Annotated in this window: 6 protein-coding genes; 2 read left to right on the plus strand and 4 right to left on the minus strand. The window is 30.4% G+C overall.

Annotated features, from left to right (window positions below; genetic code table 11):
- Positions 1-190: 190 nt before the first annotated feature.
- From HNR52_RS11965 to HNR52_RS11980, 4 genes are all read right to left on the minus strand, one after another.
- Positions 191-523 carry a hypothetical protein gene (locus tag HNR52_RS11965; RefSeq protein WP_435620701.1) on the minus strand — a complete coding sequence of 111 codons (333 nt, stop codon included), beginning with the start codon at positions 521-523 and terminating at the stop codon, positions 191-193.
- Positions 524-591: 68 nt separating this feature from the next.
- Positions 592-1,257 carry a hypothetical protein gene (locus HNR52_RS11970; RefSeq protein WP_435620702.1) on the minus strand — a complete coding sequence of 222 codons (666 nt, stop codon included), beginning with the start codon at positions 1,255-1,257 and terminating at the stop codon, positions 592-594.
- 56 nt (positions 1,258-1,313) lie between these two features.
- Positions 1,314-1,736, minus strand: coding sequence for a hypothetical protein (locus HNR52_RS11975; protein WP_435620703.1), 423 nt, complete (start codon positions 1,734-1,736; stop codon positions 1,314-1,316).
- Between the two features lie 90 nt (positions 1,737-1,826).
- The gene (locus HNR52_RS11980) at positions 1,827-2,207 is read right to left on the minus strand and encodes a hypothetical protein (RefSeq protein ID WP_435620704.1); all 381 of its coding nucleotides are present in this window, start codon (positions 2,205-2,207) and stop codon (positions 1,827-1,829) included.
- A 225-nt stretch (positions 2,208-2,432) separates the two neighbouring features.
- Between HNR52_RS11980 and HNR52_RS11985 the strand changes: the two genes are divergently transcribed.
- Both HNR52_RS11985 and nagB read left to right on the plus strand, forming a co-directional pair.
- On the plus strand, positions 2,433-3,581 hold the full coding sequence (locus HNR52_RS11985; protein ID WP_435620705.1) for an ROK family transcriptional regulator: 1,149 nt from the start codon (positions 2,433-2,435) through the stop codon (positions 3,579-3,581).
- Between the two features lie 18 nt (positions 3,582-3,599).
- On the plus strand, positions 3,600-4,370 hold the full coding sequence (gene nagB / locus HNR52_RS11990) for a glucosamine-6-phosphate deaminase (protein ID WP_435620706.1): 771 nt from the start codon (positions 3,600-3,602) through the stop codon (positions 4,368-4,370).
- Positions 4,371-4,476: the final 106 nt, after the last annotated feature.

Below are 4,476 nucleotides of genomic sequence, written 5' to 3' on the forward strand. Positions count from 1 at the left end.
CATTATTTTACATTTTCTTTCCTCTTTTCAGTATTTTATCGCAAAGGCTTTGTTATTTTCTGTATCTAATTTTTAATTTATGCCATAGTATGACGTTGGAAATTAGTTTCCGAAATCACTCTAGATAGATAAATTATATAATATTTTTTAAAAGTCATAACTTCATTATATAATAAGTCAAAAAATTATGTCAATGCATCTTGTTTCCTTTTCTAATTTTTTTCATGTTTATTAATTTTATTATTCCTCCGTAAACGAGAGAAAACCCAATTATGGCGGGTATTATAAATGCTATTATATTTAGCACATTTGTCTCATCGATTATGGCAACTATTATGGGTAATAATATTATCAAGCCAATGATTATTTGTATAAAATGGTATTTGCCAACTCCTTTTATGGGTTCAGGAATCCGCCCTGTTCCTATATAATAGCCGGGGTTGTACTGGTTTTCCTCCCATTCTTTTAGGTCATCTAATTCCTTCTCAAATTCATTTTTTTTATTCGGCTCATTGTCTTTCATAAATAACACCTCTTAATGTAATGTGTTGAAACATTCTAACTTTAGAATTATTATACAACTTTAACTTATTAATTCAATCTAAAACCGGGGGACCAATGAATTTTATTTTTGTAGTCTACAATATCGTTAATTAGTTTTTTCCACAACGGATTTTTAATAGCATTCGAAGGAGTAAAATCAGCATTATTTTCTATCCCATATGTTGTTAGTCCTTTCACATTCTTTTTTACAATTTCCACTAATTCATCATTTATATCTTTCATTTTAGTAAACTTAGACAATTGTTCTTTATTTAATTTAATAATCTCGTCTTTGTTATATGCATATATGTCAAATGATTGAGGAGGTCTATTCAATATTCGACTTATGTACAATGAAAATTCCTCTGGAATATAAGATATAATGTTACCCAGAGGTATTTCTTCGATTGCATTATGTTCATATATATCTACCAAATCAAAAATATCATTGCTCTGATTTAAAAATTCATTTCCCAGAATGTTAGCATTACCGACTGTAATCTGTTTACTATGCAAAGAATCATTTAATATTTGATCAGTTTTTAAGATTGATGATGCAAAGCCAGAGGTATCTTCGAAAACTTTCCTTGAAAGGTAATTATTTATATTTACCGATTTTAAATATAATAGAAGATTAGAAATGGACGAAACCAGTAATAATGCAATTAAGCCAATGAATATCAAAATCCATAAATTTTTATGTTTGATTGTCATAAATACTCCTTTCCAGACCGTTTAGTCTAAAATTTATTTTAAGAGAAATGAATATCTTATATTTTATCCATACCAGTCATATGCTTAAAATGAGGTAGAGGTCTGATTTCTTGGTGAACATAAATAGTTTTAGAAAATCCCAATAGAATTTGAAAATTAACAGTTGCTGTAGCATCTAAAACAGTATCTAAATCTGAATCTAAAACTACACTGGTAACCTTGCATAAAGGAAAACTTTCATCTTGATTTAAGTTTATCAAAAGATCTTTATATACTATTATCCATAGTGATTGGTTATTTCCATTTGGCACATAATAAAACGATTGGCTATTTTCATTTTGTATATAATCATTACCATAATTTCCATTAGCATTTACGGTACGAGGTGCATTAAGCAAAAAGTCATTCAATCCAACATTAAGTCCAGATTTTACTTTTGATATGACCATATTTGTTTCAGAAGTCACGTCAGATATCACTAAAAAAGTTAAAATACATAACATTATAAATATACTAATAACTATACTTAGCTTACGAACATGCAATTTTTTTAATCTCCTTTCAAATTTTTAATGGATTAAACGCTTGTTAATTGCTTTAATATATTGATTTTTGGATATTTCTACTGCAATTGCATCTTTTGTGCTAACATTTGGAATAGAGTATAAATTAGTACCAACTTTATAATAATTAGAAAAAAATGTATCATTTATATTTGTCTCGCCAGTTGAAAAGTATTTAATAGTACCAATTTTTTTGTCAATAGAAGTAACATCATCAGATGTGCCAACATAAGTCTCACCATTTAAAATGATAATTTTAGAAAATGCCCAGCTTTTTTCTTCATGATAATTTGAGTTATTTTTTGAGCAACCTGCTGTAAAAGTCAAAGTAAATATTAATATTGCCATTGATACAATTTTTACTATAAAATTTTTTCTCTTATTCATAATTATATGCTAACCTACTTTCGCTTTTTGTCTGTCTAATTTTCTTGCATAATTATAAAACATATATTCTACAAAAATTTAGAAATTCCTCCTAAGTCGTATGTAAAAATTATTTACAAAAGCACATTTTTAATGGTATAATATTATTAGATAAAAGTTCGAGGCTCGAACTAATTTTTTAAAGGAATTTGGTTCGGACTATGAACTAATTAGGGAGGTGATAGATTGACGCAGTATCGAAAAGGCACTAATTATCTTATCAAAAATATAAACACGGCAAATGTTTTGGATGTCATTAAAAAAATGCAGCCAATTTCTCGCGTGAAAATCTCAAAAATCCTTAATATGAGCAAGTCGACAGTATCAGGAATAGTAGATGAATTGATAAAGGAAGGGCTTGTTACTGAAGAGGGATTTGGAAATACCGCATCCGCAGGCAGAAAACCTATTGAGCTTACTTTTAATCCTAATGCGAAATTTTCAATAGGCATCGATATAGAATCGACAAATACAATTGGAGTGCTTACAAATTTGGAAGGAAAAATAATAAAAAAGATAAAAAGACCTACAGGAATAAAAGATGAAGCTTTCGTAAATACAGTTAAAATCATTAAAGAACTATTAGAATATCAAGAAGATATTGCAGGCATAGGGGTTGGAGCTCCTGGCATAACAAATATAGAAAAAGGAACAGTGTATGCGCCGGGGCTTTCGTGGGTTGACTTTAATCTCCTTCTTAAGTTAAAAGAAGTGTTTGACTATGACATATTTATCGACAACAGCGTTAATTATGCAGCATTGGGTGAAAGATGGATCGGTTCATGCAAAGATGTCAACAATTTTGTTTTGGTAACAGTAGGAAATGGCATTGGTTCTGGAATATACATTAACGGGAAATTGGTAAGGGGTCATAAATACTCAGCAGGAGAAGTTGGCTACATGGCTATAGGCAGAGATATTTTAGACAAAAAGTATTTTTACGAAGATTATGGGTATTTTGAAAGCAAAGCATCGCTTTTAGGTATTGTCTCGTCGCTAAAGAATATGTCGAATGGAAAATTTGGTACGATAAAGGATTTTGTTAATGGCTATTTGGCAAAAGATGAGATTTGCATTAGGGCTTTTAACGAATTTATAGAAAATTTAAGCATGGGTTTTGCTAACATCATAAGCATATTAAATCCGGAGCTTATAGTCATAGCAGGCGATGTGATAAACTTAGGCATTGACATAGTAGAAAATCTGAAAAGGCTTGTTGAGAAAATGGTCCCATTTGATGTAAAGATCATATATACAAAGCTAAACGAAGATGCCGCCGCAATAGGAGCATCTGCTGATGTTCTTCTTAAGACAAATTACTTAATACTAATATAAAATGAAAGGATGATTCTTGTGAGATTAATAATAACAAATGACTACGATGAAATGAGCAGAACTGCAGCGGAGATCATAAAAGAACAGATAAACAGAAAAGCGAATTCTGTATTAGGTCTTGCTACAGGTTCTACACCGCTTGGGACTTATAGAGAGTTAATCAGGATGTACAATAATGGAGAGATTGATTTTTCCTACGTCATAACCTTTAACCTTGATGAATATGTAGGACTGCCAGATGACCATCCTCAAAGCTATCACTACTTCATGTATGAAAATCTATTCAATCATATAAATATAAAAAAGGATAATATTCATATACCCAAAGGGGTTTCAGACGATTTTGATAGAGACTGCAGGTTGTACGATGAGGAAATAGAAAAGTTTGGAGAAATTGATCTTCAATTGCTAGGTTTAGGTGTTAATGGGCACATTGGTTTTAATGAGCCTGATGACTATATAAATACAAAGACACATATAGTGGATTTGGCAGAAGAAACAATAAATGCAAATAAAAGATTTTTCAAAAGCATTGACGAAGTTCCGAGAAAAGCTGTAACAATGGGGCTTGGCACGATAATGAAATCAAAGAAAATTTTATTATTGGCATCTGGTAAAAACAAAGCAAAAGCTATAAAAGAAACTTTAAACGGCTATCTTACGACAGATGTTCCGTCAACTGTTTTGTCATTACATCCTGATGTTACAATTGTAATAGACAGCGATGCTGCATCTTTGATAGATTTAGAGATAGCAAGAGAGAATGTCGATGTTATTTCAAAGCTATAGACAATCGTTTATCAGAGATTTCGCATTTAAAAATTTATAGAGTGATAAACACGTTGATTTATATAATTTAACTAAGAGCAGCTAGAAATATGTGATTTTCCGTTTT

The organism is Thermoanaerobacterium thermosulfurigenes (assembly GCF_051201035.1).
In the GTDB taxonomy this organism is placed as follows: domain Bacteria; phylum Bacillota; class Thermoanaerobacteria; order Thermoanaerobacterales; family Thermoanaerobacteraceae; genus Thermoanaerobacterium; species Thermoanaerobacterium thermosulfurigenes.

Coding starts and splice junctions, on each gene's coding strand:
- HNR52_RS11965 (WP_435620701.1), bottom strand. CDS start 523: ATGAAAGACAATGAGCCGAATAAAAAAAATGAATTTGAGAAGGAATTA.
- HNR52_RS11980 (WP_435620704.1), bottom strand. CDS start 2,207: ATGAATAAGAGAAAAAATTTTATAGTAAAAATTGTATCAATGGCAATA.
- HNR52_RS11970 (WP_435620702.1), bottom strand. CDS start 1,257: ATGACAATCAAACATAAAAATTTATGGATTTTGATATTCATTGGCTTA.